Below are 19,981 nucleotides of genomic sequence, written 5' to 3' on the forward strand. Positions count from 1 at the left end.
AATCAAACAAGGTGAGATAATTGTCATCATAGGTTCAAGTGGTACGGGTAAGTCTACCCTGCTGCGTTGTGTGAATTTTCTAGAGCAAGCCGATCAAGGTATTATTTCGATTGATGATATTAAGGTTGATGCTCAGAAACACACCAAAGCAGAGGTGCTTGCACTGCGTCGTAAGACTGGTTTTGTATTCCAAAACTATGCACTATTTGCTCACCAAACCGCGAGACAGAATATAGCTGAAGGTTTGATTACCGTTCGTGGTTGGAAAAAGAAGCAAGCCCATGAAAAAGCACAACAAATACTCGACGACATTGGCTTAGGAGAGAAAGCTGATAGCTACCCAGCCGCGCTCTCTGGTGGCCAGCAGCAACGGGTTGGTATTGGCCGTGCAATGGCTCTACAACCAGAGCTTTTACTGTTTGATGAGCCGACTTCAGCGCTTGATCCTGAATGGGTTGGCGAAGTGCTTAACCTAATGAAAAAACTAGCAAATCAGCATCAAACCATGCTGGTGGTTACTCACGAAATGCAGTTCGCTAGAGAGGTCGCAGACCGAGTGATCTTCATGGCTGATGGCCACATTGTCGAACAGGGATCTCCACAGGATATTTTTGGTAATCCACAGGATCCTAAATTAAAGAAATTCTTAAATAAGGTCGGGATCGAATAAGGATCCTTGTGATTTTAGTTATTCTACGTATAATCCCCCGACCGGAATTTTAGTTAACCCAATCATTGACACTTTTTGTGACAGTGATTACAATTCCGCCTCTTTGTTGAGAGGCGTCGGTTTTCCTTTCTTATATAAAGAAGAGAAAAAATGCCCACGCCGGGTTTAACAAAAACCTAAAACTACTGATCAGTAAGGTAATTACAATGAAACGCACTTTTCAACCTACAGTTCTAAAGCGTAAGCGTACACACGGTTTCCGTGCTCGCATGGCTACTAAGAACGGTCGCGCAACAATCAATGCACGTCGTGCAAAAGGCCGTAAGCGTCTTTCTAAGTAATCTTTGATTATTTTGAATAAGCTAGCCTTCGGTCGGGAGTTACGCTTGTTAACTCCCGAACATTATCAGAATGTCTTCAAGCAAGCTCATCGAGCAGGCTCCCCTCATTTCACCATCATTGCCCGAAATAACTCTCTTTCAAATCCTCGCCTTGGATTAGCCGTTCCGAAAAAGCAGATTAAAACCGCCGTGGGTCGTAATCGATTCAAGCGTCTTACTCGTGAAAGCTTTCGTAACACTCAACACAAACTTCCTAACAAAGATTATGTTGTAATCGCTAAGAAGAGCGCGCAAGATTTAAGCAATGAAGAAATGTTCAAGCTACTCGACAAATTATGGCTTCGCCTGTCTCGCCCTTCGCGTGGATAGCGCTAATACCCATCTATTTTTATAGATGGTTTATTAGTCCACTCATCGGCCCACGCTGCCGATTTACTCCAACCTGCTCTTTATATGCGATAGAAGCGTTGAAAGCTCACGGTTTTGTAAAAGGGTGTTGGTTATCAGGCAAACGTCTATTAAAATGCCATCCTTTGAACGAAGGGGGCTTTGACCCCGTTCCACCAGTCCAAAAACAAGACAGAGATAAATAACGATGGATTCTCAACGTAATATCCTGTTAATCGCATTGGCTTTGGTTTCTTTCCTACTGTTCCAACAATGGAACGTAGCTCAGAACCCAGCTCCACAAGCGGTTGAGCAGGCACAATCTGGCAGCACCCTACCAGCGCCATCTTATGCAGATGATCTAGACCCAGCTCCTGGTCAAGTTGCTTCTGCTAAAACTATCACAGTAACAACTGATGTTCTGACTCTGTCAATTGATACGGTTGGTGGTGATGTCGTTACAGCAAACCTAAACGATTACTCTGCTGAGTTCGATTCTGAAGATACTTTTGTTCTTCTTAAAAACGAGCCTGGTCACCAATTTATCGCTCAAAGCGGTCTAGTGGGTCCTCAAGGTATCGATTTAAGCAGCACTAACCGCCCTAGCTACACGGTTTCAGCAGACAGCTTCACGTTGGCTGAAGGTCAAGATGAACTACGCATCCCAATGACTTACCAAGCGAACGGCCTGGATTACACAAAAACATTCGTCCTTAAGCGCGGCAGCTACGCGATTGACGTTGAATACGATGTAGTCAACAACTCTGGCAATAACGCAACATTCGGCATGTACGCTCACCTACGTCAAAACGTTATGGATGACGGTGGTAGCCTAACAATGCCAACTTACCGTGGTGGTGCTTACTCTACGGAAGATACGCGTTACAAAAAATACAGCTTCGACGACATGCAAGATCGCAACCTTTCTCTTAACCTAGCAAACGGTCAAGGTTGGGCAGCGATGATTCAACACTACTTTGCAAGTGCTTGGATTCCACGCGACGAAGCAGGCAGCAACCTTTACACTCGTGTAATTGGTAACCTTGGCGACATCGGTGTTCGCATGCCGAACAAAACCATCGCTACTGGCGACGAAGCAAGCTTCAAAGCAACGCTTTGGGTTGGTCCTAAACTTCAAGACCAAATGGCTGCTGTTGCACCAAACCTAGACCTAGTAGTTGACTACGGTTGGTTATGGTTCATTGCTAAACCACTTCATACTCTGCTTTCATTTATTCAAGGCATCGTTGTGAACTGGGGTCTGGCAATCATCTGTCTAACTTTCATCGTTCGTGGTGCTATGTACCCACTAACGAAAGCTCAGTACACGTCTATGGCGAAAATGCGCATGCTTCAGCCTAAGCTGACTGCAATGCGTGAGCGTATTGGCGACGACCGTCAACGCATGAGTCAAGAAATGATGGAGCTTTACAAGAAAGAGAAAGTAAACCCACTAGGTGGCTGTTTACCTATCCTTCTTCAAATGCCTATCTTCATTTCACTATACTGGGCACTAATGGAGTCTGTTGAACTGCGTCACTCACCGTTCTTCGGTTGGATTACTGACCTTTCAGCACAAGACCCATACTACATCTTGCCACTTCTGATGGGTGCTTCAATGTTCCTAATCCAGAAGATGAGCCCGACAACTGTAACGGATCCAATGCAGCAGAAGATCATGACCTTTATGCCGGTTATGTTCACGTTCTTCTTCCTGTTCTTCCCTTCAGGTCTGGTTCTTTACTGGCTAGTATCGAACATCGTAACTCTAATTCAGCAAACGCTTATCTACCGCGCGCTGGAAAAGAAAGGCTTACACTCTAAGTAAGTTCGATAACAGAAAGAGATAAAAGAAAGGCGACCAAAAGGTCGCCTTTTTGTTTTGAGCTGATTACAATTCAGCTAATTGATTAATCGTGAACGCCCCTTTGGCCTTCACATGCTAGCAGGCACAACTATGACTACAGATACGATTGTTGCTCAAGCGACTGCGCCAGGACGTGGTGGCGTCGGTATTATCCGCGTTTCAGGCCCACAAGCCGCTCAAGTCGCGCTTGAAGTAACAGGCAAAGTACTAAAACCGCGCTATGCCGAGTACCTGCCTTTTAAATCTCACAATGGCACCGAACTCGACCAAGGTATTGCACTTTACTTCCCTAACCCACATTCGTTCACAGGCGAAGATGTGTTAGAGCTGCAAGGCCACGGTGGTCCTGTGGTTATGGACATGCTGATCAAACGTATCCTATCCATCTCAGGTGTGCGTGCTGCGCGTCCTGGTGAATTCTCTGAGCGTGCCTTCTTGAATGACAAGATGGACTTAACACAAGCAGAAGCGATTGCTGACCTGATTGATGCCAGCTCAGAAGAAGCGGCGAAATCTGCACTACAATCCCTGCAAGGTGAATTCTCTAAACGCATTAATACGCTGGTAGATTCTCTGATTTACTTAAGAATCTACGTTGAAGCCGCGATTGATTTCCCAGAAGAAGAAATTGATTTTCTGGCTGACGGTAAAGTAAGCACTGACTTACAAGCTATCATTGATAACCTAGAAGCTGTACGCCAAGAAGCCAATCAAGGCTCAATCATGCGTGAAGGCATGAAAGTCGTGATTGCAGGCCGCCCAAATGCGGGTAAATCAAGCCTATTGAATGCGCTGTCGGGTAAAGAATCTGCCATTGTGACCGATATTGCGGGAACGACACGTGATGTACTGCGTGAACATATCCATATTGACGGCATGCCACTGCATATTATTGATACCGCAGGCCTACGTGAGGCCTCAGATGAAGTAGAAAAAATCGGTATTGAACGTGCTTGGGAAGAAATAGCTCAGGCAGACCGAGTTTTATTTATGGTTGATGGCACAACAACAGACGCAACAGACCCGAAAGATATCTGGCCAGATTTCGTTGATCGTCTACCAAACAACATCGGAATGACGGTAATTCGTAATAAAGCGGATCAAACCAGTGAAGAGTTAGGCATTTGTCATGTTAACGATCCAACCCTGATTCGCTTATCAGCCAAAACAGGCCAAGGTGTCGACGCTCTGCGTAGTCATCTAAAGGATTGTATGGGCTTTGCTGGTGGTCATGAAGGTGGCTTTATGGCACGTCGTCGTCACTTAGATGCCCTAGAACGAGCATCAGAACACCTAGATATCGGCCAACAGCAGCTTGAAGGCTACATGGCGGGTGAGATTTTAGCGGAAGAGCTTCGAATTACTCAGCAGCACCTCAATGAGATCACGGGTGAGTTCAGTTCAGACGATCTTTTAGGTCGCATCTTCTCTTCATTCTGTATTGGTAAATAACCTTAAAAGGCCAGCTCATGCTGGCCTTCTTCTTTAGTAAGGACAGCTTAATGATCCACATTATTACAGGTAGCACCTTAGGTGGTGCAGAGTACGTTGGCGATCACCTTAATGATCTTCTTGAAGAGCAAGGTCATGAAATAACCCTTCATAATCAGCCTGAATACGATGATATCCCCCAACAAGGCTTTTGGTTGTTGGTCACTTCAACTCATGGTGCCGGTGAATTTCCAGATAATATTAAGCCGTTTATCGACGCATTGACCCAGCAATCTCCAGATTTAAGCCAGGTTCGCTTTGCTGTAGTGGCGCTTGGAGATTCGAGCTACGATACCTTCTGTTTGGCAGGTAAATCTGTCCACAGCCAACTAAAAGAGCTCGGTGCTCAAGCTATTTCTGGCTGTTTTACCATCGATGTTCTTGAAACACCGGTCCCAGAAGATGCTGCAGAGGAATGGTTTAACGATCATAGTGACCAGTTTTAACACCTCAACATTCTAAAAAGCGGCTTATGCCGCTTTTTTTGTCTCTGAAAATCGTGATTGTGAATAACTTTTTTGAAAATAAATCGAAATACATGCCCATTTTTTCAATTTCCTCTGTGGATAAGATCATACATATACGGTGATCAACCTATAGTTATCCAAATAACAACTTTCTAGGTAATTTCCCCTTGTGTATAAGTAGCCATTTTGATCCCAGCTAATCCTCATTATGATCAAAGTTAGATCACACCCTTTGATCCAAAAAAGATCCATGATCTTGTTGATCATTTTCTACTTATCCACAGACGCCCTCGATCCTAATAATAGATCTAATAAAAGATCTCTCTAAAGATCTTATCTATATTAATTAAAAACAGCTTTTTCGAAAAATTCCAAAAACGTTTTCTCAAGCTATGAAAACAGGTAGAATATCGCTCCTTTTTATCAATCTAGAAACGTTTGAGTACCTGAGGTCGGTTCATGCTTTATCACGAAAAATTTGACGTCATCGTTGTTGGTGGTGGCCATGCAGGAACGGAAGCCGCACTCGCATCTGCACGTACTGGTCAAAGTACGTTATTACTAACTCATAATATCGATACGTTGGGACAGATGTCTTGTAACCCAGCCATTGGCGGGATCGGTAAGGGCCACTTGGTAAAAGAGGTCGATGCTATGGGTGGATTAATGGCGCAAGCTATTGATCATGCAGGTATTCAGTTCAGAACATTAAACGCATCAAAAGGCCCTGCGGTACGTGCAACTCGTGCACAAGCTGACCGCGCACTTTACAAAGCCTTTGTCCGTAATGTTCTTGAAAACACACCAAACCTAACTCTGTTCCAACAGTCGGTTGATGACTTGATCGTTGAACAAGATCAAGTGGTGGGTGTGGTTACGCAAATGGGCCTCAAATTCCGCGCTAATGCTGTGGTCTTAACGGTAGGCACATTCCTAGGCGGTAAGATTCATATTGGTATGGAAAGTTCATCGGGTGGACGTGCGGGTGATCCACCATCGATCGCGCTCGCTGACCGTCTTCGTGATCTTCCATTTCGAGTTGATCGCCTGAAAACAGGTACACCTCCTCGCATTGATGCACGCAGCGTTGATTTTTCTGATCTTGAGGTTCAACACGGCGATAATCCGACTCCGGTTTTCTCATTCATGGGTAACCGAGCTCAGCAGCCGCGTCAGATTCCATGTTACATCACGCACACTAACGAAAATACGCATGACGTTATTCGTGCCAACCTCGATCGCAGCCCGATGTACGCTGGTGTGATTGAAGGTATTGGCCCTCGTTACTGTCCGTCGATTGAAGACAAAGTGATGCGCTTTGCTGATAAAAACAGTCACCAAATTTTCATTGAGCCTGAAGGCCTAACGACGCACGAGTTATACCCTAATGGTATTTCAACCAGTTTGCCGTTTGATGTTCAGGTAAAAATCGTTCACTCAATGAAAGGTTTTGAGAACGCACACATCGTTCGTCCTGGTTACGCGATTGAGTACGATTTCTTTGACCCTCGCGATCTTAAACTGACTTACGAGACCAAGTTTATTAAGGGGTTGTTCTTTGCAGGGCAAATCAATGGCACCACTGGCTACGAAGAAGCTGCAGCACAAGGCTTAATGGCCGGTTTGAATGCGAGTTTGTTTACGCAAGGCAAAGAGGGCTGGAGCCCACGCCGCGATCAAGCTTACATGGGTGTACTTATCGATGACTTGTCGACAATGGGTACCAAAGAACCGTACCGCATGTTTACATCTCGCGCGGAATACCGCTTGTTGCTTCGTGAAGACAACGCTGATATCCGTTTGACTGAAAAGTCACGTGAACTTGGCTTGGTCGACGATGCTCGTTGGACGCGATTCAACGAGAAGATGGAAAACATGGAGAAAGAGCGTCAACGTCTTAAAGAAACATGGATTAACCCAAAATCTGAAGATATTGATCAATTGAACCAGATCCTGAAAACACCAATGTCTCGTGAAGCGAGTGGTGAAGATCTTCTTCGTCGTCCTGAAATGACTTATTCACAGCTAACGTCGTTGGATCGTTTCGGTCCTGCACTGGAAGATCAACAAGCCTCAGAGCAAGTTGAGATCCAAGTGAAGTACGATGGCTATATCCAACGTCAACAAGATGAAATTGAAAAATCACTGCGTCATGAAAACACCAAACTGCCGGCTGACATCGATTACAGTAAGGTAAAAGGGCTTTCTAACGAAGTGGTTCTAAAACTAACTACCGCTAAACCAGACTCAATTGGTATTGCATCGCGAATCTCAGGTATCACACCTGCTGCAATTTCAATTCTGTTGGTTTACTTGAAAAAACACGGCCTGTTGAAAAAAGGTGAGGAAGCATAATGAGCGCATTACGCGAAAAACTGGATCACCTGATTGGCCAGACTGAACTTGAAGTATCTGAAAAGCAACGCAGCCAATTGGTTGGCTACGTTGAGTTACTAAACAAGTGGAACAAAGCATACAATCTGACGTCAGTTCGTGATCCGCAAGAAATGATGGTGAAACATATCTTGGATAGCATCATTGTTAGCACTCACTTACAAGGCAAGCGCTTTATTGACGTTGGCACAGGCCCTGGCCTTCCTGGGATTCCGCTCTCAATCATGAATCCTGACTGCGAGTTTTACTTGCTAGACAGCTTGGGTAAGCGTATTCGTTTTATCAAGCAAGTGATTCATGAGCTGGGTATCGACAACGTGGTGCCGATTCAAAGTCGTGTTGAAGAATTTCAACCAGAAGAAAAGTTTGATGCCGTGCTCAGTCGCGCATTTGCATCAATGACAGACATGGTAGAGTGGTGTCATCATTTACCTAAAGAGCAATCCGGTGTATTTTTGGCTCTTAAGGGACAACATCCTAGAGACGAAATCGACCTGTTACCTGAATGGTGTTCAGTGACAGACATTAAAGCTTTGCAAGTGCCAGAGCTTGATGGAGAGCGTCATCTAGTTACTTTATCGCGTCAAGGATAATCAGCGAGGCCATAGTGGGTAAAATCGTAGCAATTGCCAACCAGAAGGGTGGCGTAGGAAAAACAACAACTTGCATTAACTTGGCAGCATCAATGGCGGCAACAAAGCGCAAGATATTGGTTGTTGACCTCGATCCTCAAGGTAATGCCACGATGGCGAGCGGTGTTGACAAGTATCAGGTTGAAGCAACTGCTTACGATTTGCTGGTTGAAGACACCCCATTTGATGAGGTAGTTTGCCGAAGTACATCTGGCAATTATGACCTTATCGCCGCAAATGGTGATGTTACAGCGGCAGAAATCAAATTGATGGAAGTGTTTGCTCGTGAAGTTCGCCTAAAGAACGCGTTGGCATCCATTCGTAATAACTATGATTTCATCTTTATCGATTGCCCACCGTCATTAAATCTTCTTACAATTAATGCGATGGCTGCGGCCGATTCCGTATTGGTTCCTATGCAATGTGAATACTTTGCTTTGGAAGGTTTGACTGCGTTGATGGATACCATTAGCAAGCTCGCTGCGGTGGTCAATGAGAATCTGAAGATTGAAGGTCTTCTGCGTACTATGTACGACCCTCGTAACCGCTTATCGAACGAAGTATCTGATCAACTCAAAAAGCACTTCGGTAGCAAAGTCTATCGAACTGTGATCCCTAGAAATGTGCGTCTGGCAGAAGCGCCGAGTCATGGCAAGCCAGCAATGTACTACGACAAATATTCTGCAGGAGCTAAGGCATATCTTGCTCTTGCTGGCGAAATGTTACGTCGTGAAGAAGTCCCAGTATAGGTCCAACCAAAGGAATTCGCTCAATGTCTAAGCGTGGTTTAGGAAAGGGGCTAGATGCATTGCTTGCAACTAGCTCATTAGCTCGTGAAAAGCAGCAAGTTGCTTCTTATAGTCAGGCGTTGTCGGCTGATGGTGAGCTTATCGAATTGGCTGTTGGTTGCTTAAAGCCAGGTGTATATCAACCGCGTAAGGATATTGCGCCGGAAGCGCTAGAAGAGCTGGCAGCATCAATCCAATCTCAAGGTATTATTCAGCCAATCGTTGTACGCCCCTTAGCACACGACCAGTTTGAGATTATTGCTGGCGAACGTCGTTGGAGAGCTGCTCGTCAAGCTGGCCTTAAGCAAGTGCCATGTCTAATTAAGAGAGTCGAAGACAAGGCCGCGATTGCGATGGCATTGATCGAGAACATTCAGCGTGAAGACTTGAATGCTATCGAAGAAGCACAAGCGTTAGAGCGCTTGCAGAACGAATTTGAGCTGACACATCAACAAGTTGCTGAAGTGATCGGTAAATCGAGAGCAACGGTTAGTAACTTATTACGTCTAAATCAGCTCGAAAATGAAGTAAAAAGTTTAGTTTCCAACAAACACCTGGAAATGGGGCATGCTAGAGCATTGCTTGCGCTCGAAGGCGATACCCAGGTTGAGGCAGCAAACACTGCGGCAACCAAAAAAATGACCGTGCGTCAAACTGAGCAGCTTGTTAAAAAGTGCTTAAAGCCAGACGTTGAATCAGAATCGAAGCAAGAAGACACTGAAGCTATCGAACTTTCACGAAGACTCACGGAAAAATTGCAAGCAAACGTTTCAGTTACTCGTTCTGTTAGTGGGAAGTCAAAAGTGACAATTACTCTTGATGAGCCTCACAAATTAGATCAACTTATTGCTAAATTAGAGTACTAAGTGAGATAATTGATTTAGGTCAATTATGTAATGAACAAGTGATTTCGTACAAAAGTTGTCGGTTTGTATACAAAAATGTAAATGATTGCTGCATTCTTATTGCAATCAATTTGGCTGAACGTATAATTTTCGCCAATTTATCAGCACGCTTTTAAGCGAGTATCAAAGTAGGCTTAAAAGAGGAACGAATACATGGTAGCGGCGTTAGCAAGACCAGGACGAGTGCTTGCAAAGCAAATGTTATTGATCGAGCTTAGCGCGGTTATATTAGTGGCGATAGGGTTAGGTTTAGCTGTTAATCCTGATTGGGGTTTTGCTGCATTAATCGGTGGCGGTATTTTTGTCATCGCGAATGTAGTTTTTTGTGTGTGTGCTTTTCTATTTTGTGGAGCTCGCGCAACTAAGTTAGTTGCGGCGTCGTTCTATGCAGGTGAAGCGCTCAAAATCTTAATCACAGTTCTACTATTCTCTATCGTCTACATGTATATGCAGGTGGAATTAATTCCCCTCAAACTGACCTATTTACTGGTTCTAGGTATTAATATCTTTGCGCCAGTGCTTTTCATTAACAATAAAAAATAGGATGAGTTATGGCTGCGCCAACAGCATCCGGATACATTGAACACCATTTACAAAACCTTTCTTTAGCTAAGTTTGGTCTTGTAGAGGAGACAAGTTTCTGGAACGTACATATAGACAGTCTGTTTTTTTCGGTGTTGACAGGGATGTTATTCCTTTGGGTTTTTCGCTCAGTCGCTAAGAAAGCAACAGTAGGTGTACCTGGTAAGCTTCAGTGTTTTGTTGAAATGGTAGTGGAATTCGTTGGTGACAACGTTAAAGAAACTTTCCATGGCCGCAACCCTCTGATTGCCCCACTAGCACTGACTATATTCTGCTGGATTATCATTATGAACTTGATGGACTTAGTGCCTATCGATTTCTTACCATATCCTGCAGAGCATTGGCTAGGTATCCCTTACTTGAAAGTGGTTCCTACAGCTGATGTTAATATAACAATGGCAATGGCTTTAGGTGTTTTTGCTCTGATGATCTACTACAGCATCAAAGTGAAAGGTCTAGGCGGATTTGCTAAAGAATTGGCACTGCATCCATTTAATCACCCAATCATGATTCCATTTAACTTGGTACTTGAGGTAATTTCGTTATTAGCGAAGCCACTATCTCTAGGTATGCGTTTATTTGGTAATATGTTTGCGGGTGAGGTGGTGTTTATTCTTATCGCGGCAATGCTACCGTGGTACTTACAATGGGTAGGTGCACTACCTTGGGCTATCTTCCATATCTTGGTTATTTTGATTCAAGCGTTTGTTTTCATGATGTTGACAATCGTTTACTTATCAATGGCTCATGAAGATAGTGATCACTAAAAAATTTTTAAGCTTTATTCTAACTATTAATGTTAATCGGAGAACGTAAATGGAAACTGTACTAAGTTTTTCAGCAATCGCTGTTGCTATCATTGTTGGTCTTTGTGCCGTAGGTACTGCAATTGGTTTTGCTATTCTTGGTGGTAAATTCCTAGAAGGCGCTGCGCGTCAACCTGAAATGGCTCCAATGCTACAAGTTAAGATGTTCATCATCGCTGGTCTATTGGATGCTGTTCCAATGATCGGTATCGTAATCGCACTACTATTCACGTTTGCTAACCCATTTGTTGGTCAACTAGCAGGCTAATTAACTTCTAAATAGTTAATTAAATTTTTGTAGTTGATTCTTAACGAGGGGTAGCTGTTGTGAATATGAACGCAACTCTGCTAGGTCAAGCAATTGCTTTTTCACTGTTTGTTTGGTTCTGCATGAAATATGTATGGCCACCAATCATGCAAGCAATTGAAGAACGTCAGAAAAAAATTGCTGACGGTCTAGTAGCCGCTGAACGCGCTGCTAAAGACTTGAACCTGGCACAAGCCAACGCTTCTGAGCAAATGAAAGAAGCAAAGCGCACTGCAACTGAGGTTATTGATCAGGCAAACAAACGTAAAGCTCAAATTATTGATGAAGCACGCGAAGAGGCTCAGGCAGAACGCCAGAAGATCTTAGCGCAAGCTGAAGCAGAAATTGAAGCAGAGCGTACACGTGCCCGTGATGACCTGCGCAAACAAGTCGCAACTCTGGCTATAGCTGGTGCTGAGAAAATCCTTGAACGTACAATCGATAAAGATGTACACGATGATCTTCTTAACAACATTACTGCAAAACTTTAAAGCAAGGGGCTGTATATGTCTGATTTGACTACAATCGCACGCCCCTATGCTAAAGCAGCGTTTGACTTTGCGGTAGATAAAGGTGAGCTAGACCAATGGGGTCAAATGCTTACTTTTGCTGCCGAAGTGGCACAAAATGATGATGTTCACAATTTATTAAGCGGTTCTATGACTGCTGAAAAATTAGCTGAAGTATTCATTGTAATTTGTGGCGAACAATTTGATGAATTCGGTCAGAACTTAATTAAAGTGATGGCAGAGAATGGCCGCTTAATGGCTTTTCCTGATGTTTGTAAAGAGTTCTTTATACTCAAAAAAGAGTATGAGAAAGAGATCGACGTTGAAGTAACTTCAGCGGTAGAACTTTCTGAAGAACAACGAGCAGAGATCAGCAGCAAATTGGAACAGCGCTTAGCGCGCAAAGTTCAGCTGAATTGCAGTATAGATGAGACTCTACTTAGTGGAGTTATTATTCGAGCCGGAGACCTAGTCATCGATAACTCAGCGCGCAGTCGTTTAGACCGCCTGAGCGATGCATTGCAGTCTTAATGGGGATTGGAGCATGCAACTTAATTCCACTGAAATTAGCGATCTAATTAAACAACGTATTGAATCTTTCGACGTTGTTAGTGAAGCTCGCAATGAAGGTACTATCGTTTCTGTAAGCGATGGCATCCTTAGCATCCACGGCCTAGCGGACGTGATGCAAGGTGAAATGATCGAACTACCGGGTGGCCGTTACGCTCTAGCACTAAACTTGAACCGTGATTCGGTTGGTGCTGTTGTAATGGGCCCGTATGCTGACCTACAGGAAGGCATGAAAGTTACAGGTACTGGTCGTATTCTAGAAGTACCAGTAGGTCCTGAAATGCTTGGTCGTGTTGTAAACACGCTAGGTGAGCCAATTGATGGTAAAGGTCCAATCGAAGCTAAATTGACTTCGCCTGTAGAAATTATCGCACCAGGTGTAATCGACCGTAAATCGGTAGATCAACCTGTTCAAACTGGTTACAAGTCTGTTGACTCAATGATCCCTATCGGTCGTGGTCAACGTGAGCTAGTAATCGGTGACCGTCAGACTGGTAAAACAGCAATGGCGATCGATGCGATTATTAACCAAAAAGATTCTGGTATTTTCTCTATCTACGTAGCTATCGGCCAAAAAGCGTCGACTATTGCTAACGTAGTTCGCAAACTAGAAGAGCACGGCGCACTAGCAAACACTGTTGTTGTTGTTGCATCTGCTTCTGAATCTGCAGCGCTGCAATACCTTGCACCGTATGCTGGTTGTGCGATGGGCGAATACTTCCGTGATCGCGGTGAAGATGCACTGATTGTTTATGATGATCTATCTAAGCAAGCTGTCGCTTACCGTCAAATCTCGCTACTACTTAAGCGTCCACCAGGTCGTGAAGCGTTCCCAGGTGATGTTTTCTACCTTCACTCTCGTCTACTTGAGCGTGCAGCTCGTGTAAGCGAAGCATACGTAGAAAAATTCACTAACGGCGAAGTGACAGGCAAGACTGGTTCTTTAACAGCTCTTCCTATCATCGAAACGCAAGCTGGTGACGTATCTGCATTCGTACCAACGAACGTAATCTCGATTACTGATGGTCAGATCTTCCTACAAACTGAGCTGTTCAACGCGGGCGTACGTCCAGCTGTTGACCCAGGTATCTCAGTTTCTCGTGTAGGTGGTTCGGCGCAGACTAAAATCATCAAGAAGCTATCTGGCGGTATCCGTACTGCTCTAGCTCAATACCGTGAACTTGCAGCATTTGCTCAGTTCTCTTCGGATCTTGATGAAGCGACTAAGAAGCAGCTAGACCACGGTCAAAAAGTTACAGAACTGATGAAGCAGAAGCAATACGCTCCTATGTCTGTATTTGACCAAGCTCTAGTAATCTTCGCTGCAGAGCGTGGATACCTTCAAGACGTTGAACTTTCTAAAGTTCTAGACTTTGAAGCTGCTTTACTGTCGTTTGCTCGTGGTCAATACGCTGATCTAGTAACACAGATCGACGCAACGGGTGCTTTCAACAAAGAAATCGAAGCTGAGCTGAAGAAGCTTGTTGACGATTTCAAGGCAACCCAGACCTGGTAATTGGTAGGTGGTCTTAGGGCCACCTCATACCATTAACGGAGAGTAACGATGGCCGGCGCAAAAGAGATACGTAATAAAATCGGTAGTGTTAAAAGCACACAGAAGATTACGAAAGCAATGGAAATGGTAGCAGCTTCAAAAATGCGTCGTTCTCAAGACGCAATGGAAGCTACTCGTCCATATGCAGAAACAATGCGTAAAGTGATCGGTCATTTGGCTAATGGTAGCCTCGAGTATAAGCATCCTTATCTTGAGGAACGTGAAGCCAAACGTGTTGGTTACATCATCGTTTCTACAGACCGTGGTCTTTGTGGTGGTTTGAACATTAACTTGTTCAAGAAAGCCATGAACGACATGAAAGATTGGTCTGAGAAAGGTGCTGATGTTGAGCTTGCAATTGTAGGCTCTAAAGCAACAGCATTTTTCAACAACAGCGGCGCGAAAGTAGCAGCTCAAGTTTCTGGTCTGGGCGATCGTCCAAGCCTTGAAGACTTGATTGGCTCTGTGAGCGTTATGCTGAAGAAATATGATGAAGGCGAACTAGATCGCCTGTTCGTAGTGTTCAACAAGTTTGAAAACACTATGGTTCAAGAACCAACGATCGATCAATTACTTCCTTTGCCTAAATCAGACAGCGAAGAAATGAAACGCAGTCATTCTTGGGACTACATTTATGAGCCCGAGCCAAAGCCACTACTAGATGCACTATTGGTTCGCTATGTCGAATCTCAAGTGTACCAAGGTGTGGTCGAGAACCTTGCTTGTGAGCAAGCGGCTCGAATGATTGCAATGAAATCAGCAACAGATAATGCTGGTGACATTATTGATGACTTAGAACTTGTGTATAACAAAGCCCGTCAATCGGCGATTACACAAGAACTTTCTGAGATCGTTTCAGGCGCAGCTGCGGTTTAAGCTTAGGTAAAACTAAATAGTTAGAGGATTAACGATGGCTACAGGTAAGATCGTACAGATCATCGGTGCGGTAGTCGACGTAGAGTTCCCACAGGGCGAAGTACCTCGTGTATACGATGCTCTGAATGTTAATGAAGTGAAAGAGCGTCTAGTTCTTGAAGTTCAGCAACAACTTGGCGGTGGCGTAGTTCGCGCAATCGTAATGGGTAGCTCTGATGGTTTACGTCGTGGTTTGACAGTTGAAAATACTGGCGCTCCAATCTCAGTACCAGTAGGTACTAAGACATTGGGTCGTATCATGAATGTCCTAGGTGACGCGATTGATGAGTGTGGCGAGATTGGTGCTGAAGAGCATTACGCCATTCACCGTGAAGCTCCAAGCTACGAAGAGCAGTCTAACGAGACAGCTCTTCTAGAAACTGGTGTTAAAGTAATCGACTTGATTTGTCCATTCGCTAAAGGTGGTAAAATCGGTCTATTCGGTGGTGCTGGTGTAGGTAAGACCGTTAACATGATGGAACTTATCAACAACATCGCACTTCAACACTCAGGCCTATCTGTATTTGCAGGTGTAGGTGAGCGTACTCGTGAAGGTAACGATTTCTACTTTGAGATGCAGGAAGCAGGTGTTGTAAACATCGAAAAACCTGAAGAATCAAAAGTAGCGATGGTTTACGGCCAGATGAACGAGCCACCAGGTAACCGTCTACGTGTTGCACTGACTGGTCTAACAATGGCAGAGCGCTTCCGTGACGAAGGTCGTGACGTTCTACTGTTCGTTGATAACATCTACCGTTACACACTAGCAGGTACTGAAGTATCAGCACTTCTAGGTCGTATGCCTTCTGCGGTAGGTTACCAACCTACACTAGCTGAAGAAATGGGTGTTCTACAAGAGCGTATCACGTCAACTAAAGCTGGTTCTATCACGTCTGTACAGGCGGTATACGTACCTGCGGATGACTTGACTGACCCGTCTCCAGCAACAACGTTCGCTCACTTGGATGCAACGGTTGTACTTAACCGTAACATCGCATCTATGGGTCTATACCCAGCGATCGACCCGCTAGATTCTACTTCACGTCAACTGGATCCATTGGTAGTTGGACAAGAACACTACGACATCGCTCGTGGCGTTCAGTCTACTCTTCAGCGCTATAAAGAGCTGAAAGATATCATTGCTATCCTAGGTATGGACGAGCTATCTGAAGAAGATAAGCAAGTTGTATCTCGTGCTCGTAAGATTGAGAAGTTCCTAACTCAGCCTTACCACGTAGCGGAAGTATTTACAGGTGACCCAGGCGTTTACGTACCTCTTAAAGAGACTCTACGTGGCTTCCAAGGTCTTCTATCTGGTGAATACGATGACATTCCAGAGCAAGCGTTCATGTACTGTGGTGCAATTGACGAAGCTATCGAGAATGCTAAGAAGCTATAAGGCTAACTAGGAGGCGATATGGCAGCAATAACCTTTCACCTAGACGTTGTAAGTGCCGAGAAACAAATTTTCTCTGGTCTTGTTGAGACGTTTCAGGTGACCGGTAGTGAGGGTGAGCTTGGTATTTTCCATGGTCACACTCCACTGCTGACCGCTATCAAGCCTGGTATGGTGCGTATTGTTAAGCAGCACGGCCACGAAGAAATTATTTATGTTTCTGGTGGTATGGTAGAAGTTCAGCCTGGTACAGCGACTGTACTGGCTGATACAGCTATCCGTGGTGAAGAGCTAGACGCAGCAAAGGCGGAAGAAGCTAAACGCAAGGCTGTGGAGAATATCCAAAATCAGCATGGCGACATAGACTTCGCACAAGCGGCCGGTGAACTGGCTAAAGCCATTGCTCAGTTACGAGTTATCGAACTGACAAAGCAGCGTCGTTAATCTTTTTAAGATTATAGACTCTGAGATAAAGGCGACCTAAGGGTCGCCTTTTTGCATTTTTAGGTTCTGAAAAATGCATCTTTTACACATCACTACTGGTTAAATGGTTATTGTGATTTAATTTTTTGGCCAAAAACGGTTACAATATCGGCTTAATAAAAATACTGTTGGATAGGTTTACAATGAAGTTTAGCGCAGTGATTCTCGCGGCGGGCAAAGGCACTCGCATGTATTCAAACACACCAAAGGTTCTGCACACGCTTGCGGGTAAGCCAATGGTGAAGCATGTTATCGATACATGTAATGGTTTAGGCGCTCAAAATATCAACCTGGTTTACGGCCACGGTGGTGATCAGATGAAGGCTACTCTAGCTGAAGAATCTGTAAATTGGGCACTGCAAGCTGAGCAGCTAGGTACTGGTCACGCTGTAGATCAAGCATCTGCACATTTTGCTGATGATGAAAAAGTATTGGTGCTATACGGTGATGTTCCACTAATCTCTCCTGAAACCATTGAAAACCTATTAGACGCTCAACCAAACGGTGGTATCGCACTACTTACTGTCGTTCTAGATAACCCGATGGGCTACGGTCGTATCATTCGTCGCAATGGCCCGGTTGTCGCTATCGTTGAGCAAAAAGATGCAACCGATGAGCAGAAGCTTATCAAAGAGATTAATACTGGCGTTATGGTGGCTACTGGTGGCGATCTGAAACGTTGGTTGTCTGGCTTAAGCAACGATAACGCACAAGGTGAATACTACCTGACTGACGTTATTGCAGCGGCTCACGATGAAGGTCGTGCGGTTGAGGCTGTACATCCAGTAAGCCCAATTGAAGTTGAAGGCGTGAACGACCGCTCACAACTGGCTCGTCTAGAGCGCGCTTACCAAGCTGAACAAGCAGATAAGCTATTGAAGCAAGGCGTAATGTTACGCGACCCAAGCCGCTTTGATCTACGCGGTGAATTACAGTGTGGTATGGATGTTGAGATTGATACTAACGTTATCATCGAAGGCAGTGTAAGCATTGGCGATAATGTGGTTATCGGCACTGGTTGTGTATTGAAAGACTGTGAGATTGATGACAACACTATCGTTCGCCCATACAGCGTAATCGAAGGTGCAACGGTCGGTGAAGACTGTACGGTTGGTCCATTCACTCGCTTACGTCCTGGAGCTGACATGCGTAATAACTCGCACGTTGGTAACTTTGTCGAAATGAAGAACACTCGCCTTGGTGAGGGCTCTAAAGCGAATCACTTAACGTACTTAGGCGATGCTGAAATTGGTCAGCGCGTAAACGTGGGTGCAGGTGCTATCACTTGTAACTATGATGGCGCAAACAAGTTTAAGACCATCATCGGCGATGACGTATTCGTTGGCTCAGATAGTCAATTAATTGCTCCAGTTACTATTGGTAATGGCGCTACCGTTGGTGCTGGCTCTACAGTAACTCGTGATGTTGCTGAAAATGAGTTAGTTATCAGCCGTGCTAAAGAACGTAAGATTGCTGATTGGAAACGTCCAACTAAGAAGTAAGTACTAACGTCCAAAAGATATTCGGATACAAGCCAGTAGCAATGCCACTGGCTGCTTTCTAAATAACTTTAGATATAAAAAAAGAGCGAGATTACTCGCTCTTTTTTTGTTTTCGTTAAACGAGAAACTAGTCTTGTTTCTCGTCAGCGACCACTCGAGAGTTGTCTGGTGTCGCGAAGTGTTCAGAAAGCTCTTTGTTTGAAACAATATAGCCAACCCACAATGCACCCAAACAAATCACAACCGCGATACCCGTTGCGCTTAGTGCTTGGCTAGCCATTGCCGCGACCAATGCACTTGATAGGCCACTGATACTGATTTGCAGGCTGTTTTGTAGGCCAGCAGCTGTTGCTGGGCTTTGCTTAGCACTTGATAGAGCACGGTTTACTACTATTGGGTAAAGTGCACCGTTTGCTACTGCAATCAAACAGAAAGGCGCAAGCAGAGGCCAGATTGACGTCAGTTCCCACTGTGATGCAATGAAGATAAGCATCGCTGCAACGCTGAACAAACCGATAAGATTTCTTAGTACAACGCCATCACCATATTTCTTCACCGCTTGCTTACCGAAATAACCACCCGCCATGAACGCGATTGTCTGTGGGATAAAGCTCAAGCCGATGTCTTTTGCTTCATAACCTAGCTGAGCCATTATCTCTGGCATACCCGTTAGGTAAGCGAAGAACGCTGCAGATGCCGAAGCAAACATTAAAACATTACCCATGTAAGGCTTTGATTTTATCAACATCTTGATGTCTGTCTTAATCGATGTCTGCTTTACTTCAGGCGCTTCTTTTGGTTGAGCCATTGTTGTTGCAATTAGTAGTGCGCCCATCAAAGTCAATGTAATGAAGATACTGTGCCAGCCAAAGCTGTCTGCTAGCAACACACCCAGTTGAGGTGCTAGTGCTGGAGATAGCGCTACTAGAGGCATGATAGTAGCAAAAATTTGCTGGCTACTGCTTTGCGAGTAACGCTTGATAACCATTGCTTGCCAGATTACCGCAGGCGCACACACACCGATCGCTTGAATGAAGCGTAGTGTTAGTAGGTGCCATACCTCGGTGCTGAATGCCAAGCCGAATGACGCTGCCGTAAAGATAACAAGACCAACCGTTAGTGTGTTGCGGTGACCATACTTGTCACTCGCCAGACCCCAAAGAAGCTGACCCATTGCCATACCGCCAAGGAATACAGTTAGAGACAGAGCAATCTGCTCTGGACCGGTTGCGAAATCAACTTCCATTGCCTTAAATGCAGGAAGGTACATATCGGTCGCAATAAAGCCAAGCATTGAAAGTACTGCAAGGTAGACCAATTGAAATTTAGAAATATTCATAAGATGCCATTAAGCTAAAGGTAGTGATGTTTTTATCATCAAAAAAATTGTTTGATATACAGAAGTGAAAGCCCC

At 44.6% G+C, this 19,981-nt stretch carries 22 protein-coding genes; 21 read left to right on the forward strand and 1 reads right to left on the reverse strand.

The genetic code is table 11. The features are described 5' to 3' along the window. The first annotated feature begins 1 nt into the window (after position 1). From AB4653_RS01925 to glmU, 21 genes are all read left to right on the forward strand, one after another. Positions 2–670, forward strand: coding sequence for an amino acid ABC transporter ATP-binding protein (locus AB4653_RS01925; RefSeq protein WP_372103193.1), 669 nt, complete (start codon positions 2–4; stop codon positions 668–670). Positions 671–876: 206 nt separating this feature from the next. Then, complete coding sequence (gene rpmH / locus AB4653_RS01930; RefSeq protein ID WP_004735800.1) at positions 877–1,011, forward strand: 50S ribosomal protein L34; 135 nt, start codon at positions 877–879, stop codon at positions 1,009–1,011. A 45-nt stretch (positions 1,012–1,056) separates the two neighbouring features. Continuing rightward, on the forward strand, positions 1,057–1,380 hold the full coding sequence (rnpA, locus tag AB4653_RS01935; protein WP_029223763.1) for a ribonuclease P protein component: 324 nt from the start codon (positions 1,057–1,059) through the stop codon (positions 1,378–1,380). After that, positions 1,347–1,604, forward strand: a complete 258-nt coding sequence (gene yidD, locus AB4653_RS01940; RefSeq protein WP_004735802.1) for a membrane protein insertion efficiency factor YidD — start codon at positions 1,347–1,349, stop codon at positions 1,602–1,604. Before rnpA ends, yidD begins: the two co-directional genes overlap by 34 nt. Positions 1,605–1,606: 2 nt before the next feature. Then, positions 1,607–3,226, forward strand: coding sequence for a membrane protein insertase YidC (gene yidC / locus AB4653_RS01945; RefSeq protein WP_009848131.1), 1,620 nt, complete (start codon positions 1,607–1,609; stop codon positions 3,224–3,226). 129 nt (positions 3,227–3,355) lie between these two features. Further along, complete coding sequence (gene mnmE, locus AB4653_RS01950; protein WP_009848130.1) at positions 3,356–4,717, forward strand: tRNA uridine-5-carboxymethylaminomethyl(34) synthesis GTPase MnmE; 1,362 nt, start codon at positions 3,356–3,358, stop codon at positions 4,715–4,717. Positions 4,718–4,767: 50 nt separating this feature from the next. Continuing rightward, positions 4,768–5,202 carry an FMN-binding protein MioC gene (mioC, locus tag AB4653_RS01955; RefSeq protein ID WP_009848129.1) on the forward strand — a complete coding sequence of 145 codons (435 nt, stop codon included), beginning with the start codon at positions 4,768–4,770 and terminating at the stop codon, positions 5,200–5,202. Positions 5,203–5,682: 480 nt separating this feature from the next. Beyond that, on the forward strand, positions 5,683–7,578 hold the full coding sequence (gene mnmG / locus AB4653_RS01960) for a tRNA uridine-5-carboxymethylaminomethyl(34) synthesis enzyme MnmG (protein WP_009848128.1): 1,896 nt from the start codon (positions 5,683–5,685) through the stop codon (positions 7,576–7,578). Then, positions 7,578–8,210, forward strand: a complete 633-nt coding sequence (rsmG, locus tag AB4653_RS01965) for a 16S rRNA (guanine(527)-N(7))-methyltransferase RsmG (RefSeq protein WP_009848127.1) — start codon at positions 7,578–7,580, stop codon at positions 8,208–8,210. Before mnmG ends, rsmG begins: the two co-directional genes overlap by 1 nt. Positions 8,211–8,224: 14 nt before the next feature. Continuing rightward, entirely contained in the window at positions 8,225–8,998 is a 774-nt protein-coding gene (locus tag AB4653_RS01970) for a ParA family protein (RefSeq protein WP_009848126.1), read from the forward strand. Positions 8,999–9,021: 23 nt separating this feature from the next. Then, positions 9,022–9,903: a ParB/RepB/Spo0J family partition protein gene (locus AB4653_RS01975; RefSeq protein WP_009848125.1), complete on the forward strand. Its 882-nt coding sequence runs from the start codon at positions 9,022–9,024 to the stop codon at positions 9,901–9,903. 192 nt (positions 9,904–10,095) lie between these two features. Continuing rightward, the gene (locus AB4653_RS01980) at positions 10,096–10,485 is read left to right on the forward strand and encodes a F0F1 ATP synthase subunit I (RefSeq protein ID WP_008221392.1); all 390 of its coding nucleotides are present in this window, start codon (positions 10,096–10,098) and stop codon (positions 10,483–10,485) included. An 8-nt stretch (positions 10,486–10,493) separates the two neighbouring features. Then, complete coding sequence (gene atpB, locus AB4653_RS01985) at positions 10,494–11,291, forward strand: F0F1 ATP synthase subunit A (protein ID WP_009848124.1); 798 nt, start codon at positions 10,494–10,496, stop codon at positions 11,289–11,291. A 49-nt stretch (positions 11,292–11,340) separates the two neighbouring features. Further along, positions 11,341–11,598: a F0F1 ATP synthase subunit C gene (gene atpE / locus AB4653_RS01990; protein ID WP_004411110.1), complete on the forward strand. Its 258-nt coding sequence runs from the start codon at positions 11,341–11,343 to the stop codon at positions 11,596–11,598. A 59-nt stretch (positions 11,599–11,657) separates the two neighbouring features. Then, positions 11,658–12,128: a F0F1 ATP synthase subunit B gene (atpF, locus tag AB4653_RS01995; RefSeq protein WP_010433231.1), complete on the forward strand. Its 471-nt coding sequence runs from the start codon at positions 11,658–11,660 to the stop codon at positions 12,126–12,128. A gap of 15 nt (positions 12,129–12,143) precedes the next feature. Next, entirely contained in the window at positions 12,144–12,677 is a 534-nt protein-coding gene (atpH, locus tag AB4653_RS02000; protein WP_009848122.1) for a F0F1 ATP synthase subunit delta, read from the forward strand. 13 nt (positions 12,678–12,690) lie between these two features. Further along, the gene (gene atpA / locus AB4653_RS02005) at positions 12,691–14,232 is read left to right on the forward strand and encodes a F0F1 ATP synthase subunit alpha (protein WP_009848121.1); all 1,542 of its coding nucleotides are present in this window, start codon (positions 12,691–12,693) and stop codon (positions 14,230–14,232) included. Between the two features lie 48 nt (positions 14,233–14,280). Next, positions 14,281–15,147: a F0F1 ATP synthase subunit gamma gene (gene atpG / locus AB4653_RS02010; protein ID WP_009848120.1), complete on the forward strand. Its 867-nt coding sequence runs from the start codon at positions 14,281–14,283 to the stop codon at positions 15,145–15,147. Between the two features lie 34 nt (positions 15,148–15,181). After that, positions 15,182–16,585, forward strand: coding sequence for a F0F1 ATP synthase subunit beta (atpD, locus tag AB4653_RS02015; RefSeq protein WP_009848119.1), 1,404 nt, complete (start codon positions 15,182–15,184; stop codon positions 16,583–16,585). Positions 16,586–16,603: 18 nt separating this feature from the next. Further along, positions 16,604–17,026 (forward strand): F0F1 ATP synthase subunit epsilon, encoded by a 423-nt coding sequence (locus AB4653_RS02020; protein ID WP_004735742.1) that lies wholly within the window; start codon positions 16,604–16,606, stop codon positions 17,024–17,026. 182 nt (positions 17,027–17,208) lie between these two features. Next, a complete protein-coding gene (gene glmU / locus AB4653_RS02025; protein WP_009848118.1) occupies positions 17,209–18,567 on the forward strand; it encodes a bifunctional UDP-N-acetylglucosamine diphosphorylase/glucosamine-1-phosphate N-acetyltransferase GlmU in 1,359 nt (452 codons plus the stop codon). Positions 18,568–18,694: 127 nt separating this feature from the next. Here glmU and punC read toward each other — a convergent pair whose 3' ends face one another. Next, a complete protein-coding gene (gene punC / locus AB4653_RS02030) occupies positions 18,695–19,906 on the reverse strand; it encodes a purine nucleoside transporter PunC (RefSeq protein ID WP_102258032.1) in 1,212 nt (403 codons plus the stop codon). Positions 19,907–19,981 lie beyond the last annotated feature (75 nt).

Origin of the sequence: Vibrio sp. 10N.222.48.A3 (genome assembly GCF_041475345.1) — a bacterium.
GTDB lineage: Bacteria > Pseudomonadota > Gammaproteobacteria > Enterobacterales > Vibrionaceae > Vibrio > Vibrio tasmaniensis_A.

Excerpts from the sequence above, each read along its gene's own strand:
- rpmH (WP_004735800.1), top strand. The coding sequence starts at position 877 with ATGAAACGCACTTTTCAACCTACAGTTCTAAAGCGTAAGCGTACACAC.
- yidD (WP_004735802.1), top strand. The coding sequence starts at position 1,347 with ATGGCTTCGCCTGTCTCGCCCTTCGCGTGGATAGCGCTAATACCCATC.
- yidC (WP_009848131.1), top strand. The coding sequence starts at position 1,607 with ATGGATTCTCAACGTAATATCCTGTTAATCGCATTGGCTTTGGTTTCT.
- mnmE (WP_009848130.1), top strand. The coding sequence starts at position 3,356 with ATGACTACAGATACGATTGTTGCTCAAGCGACTGCGCCAGGACGTGGT.
- mioC (WP_009848129.1), top strand. The coding sequence starts at position 4,768 with ATGATCCACATTATTACAGGTAGCACCTTAGGTGGTGCAGAGTACGTT.
- mnmG (WP_009848128.1), top strand. The coding sequence starts at position 5,683 with ATGCTTTATCACGAAAAATTTGACGTCATCGTTGTTGGTGGTGGCCAT.
- rsmG (WP_009848127.1), top strand. The coding sequence starts at position 7,578 with ATGAGCGCATTACGCGAAAAACTGGATCACCTGATTGGCCAGACTGAA.
- AB4653_RS01975 (WP_009848125.1), top strand. The coding sequence starts at position 9,022 with ATGTCTAAGCGTGGTTTAGGAAAGGGGCTAGATGCATTGCTTGCAACT.
- AB4653_RS01980 (WP_008221392.1), top strand. The coding sequence starts at position 10,096 with ATGGTAGCGGCGTTAGCAAGACCAGGACGAGTGCTTGCAAAGCAAATG.
- atpB (WP_009848124.1), top strand. The coding sequence starts at position 10,494 with ATGGCTGCGCCAACAGCATCCGGATACATTGAACACCATTTACAAAAC.
- atpE (WP_004411110.1), top strand. The coding sequence starts at position 11,341 with ATGGAAACTGTACTAAGTTTTTCAGCAATCGCTGTTGCTATCATTGTT.
- atpH (WP_009848122.1), top strand. The coding sequence starts at position 12,144 with ATGTCTGATTTGACTACAATCGCACGCCCCTATGCTAAAGCAGCGTTT.
- atpA (WP_009848121.1), top strand. The coding sequence starts at position 12,691 with ATGCAACTTAATTCCACTGAAATTAGCGATCTAATTAAACAACGTATT.
- atpG (WP_009848120.1), top strand. The coding sequence starts at position 14,281 with ATGGCCGGCGCAAAAGAGATACGTAATAAAATCGGTAGTGTTAAAAGC.
- atpD (WP_009848119.1), top strand. The coding sequence starts at position 15,182 with ATGGCTACAGGTAAGATCGTACAGATCATCGGTGCGGTAGTCGACGTA.
- AB4653_RS02020 (WP_004735742.1), top strand. The coding sequence starts at position 16,604 with ATGGCAGCAATAACCTTTCACCTAGACGTTGTAAGTGCCGAGAAACAA.
- glmU (WP_009848118.1), top strand. The coding sequence starts at position 17,209 with ATGAAGTTTAGCGCAGTGATTCTCGCGGCGGGCAAAGGCACTCGCATG.
- punC (WP_102258032.1), bottom strand. The coding sequence starts at position 19,906 with ATGAATATTTCTAAATTTCAATTGGTCTACCTTGCAGTACTTTCAATG.